The organism is Paenibacillus sinensis (genome assembly GCF_019904155.1).
GTDB classification, from domain to species: Bacteria; Bacillota; Bacilli; order Paenibacillales; family Paenibacillaceae; genus Paenibacillus_AQ; species Paenibacillus_AQ sinensis.
Window position 1 is genome coordinate 1 of sequence record NZ_JAHCMB010000196.1, and the last position, 275, is coordinate 275.

Here is a 275-nt window from a genome sequence, read left to right on the forward strand (position 1 = left end):
AACCGGAAACGGATTCGCCGCCACATGCGGAATCTAAACCTCGTTTGTCCTCACCGAAAACCCAATCCTTACCGGCAAATGGCCAATGCGACTCAAGAACATCGAGTCGTCCCCAATAAGCTCCAACGCGATTTCAAGAAGGGAATTCCGGGTCTTGTGCTGCTCACCGACATCACTTACCTTCCGTATGGCCGGTCGGAGATGGCGTACCTATCCACCATTCTGGATGGTTCCACCGGAGAGTTACTCGCGTACAACCTCTCCAAGAGCCTTTC

General features: G+C 53.1%; 1 pseudogene. It reads left to right on the plus strand.

The window, feature by feature from the left end:
- Window positions 1-275, plus strand: a pseudogene (locus KIH86_RS24420) (IS3 family transposase); the annotation flags it as partial.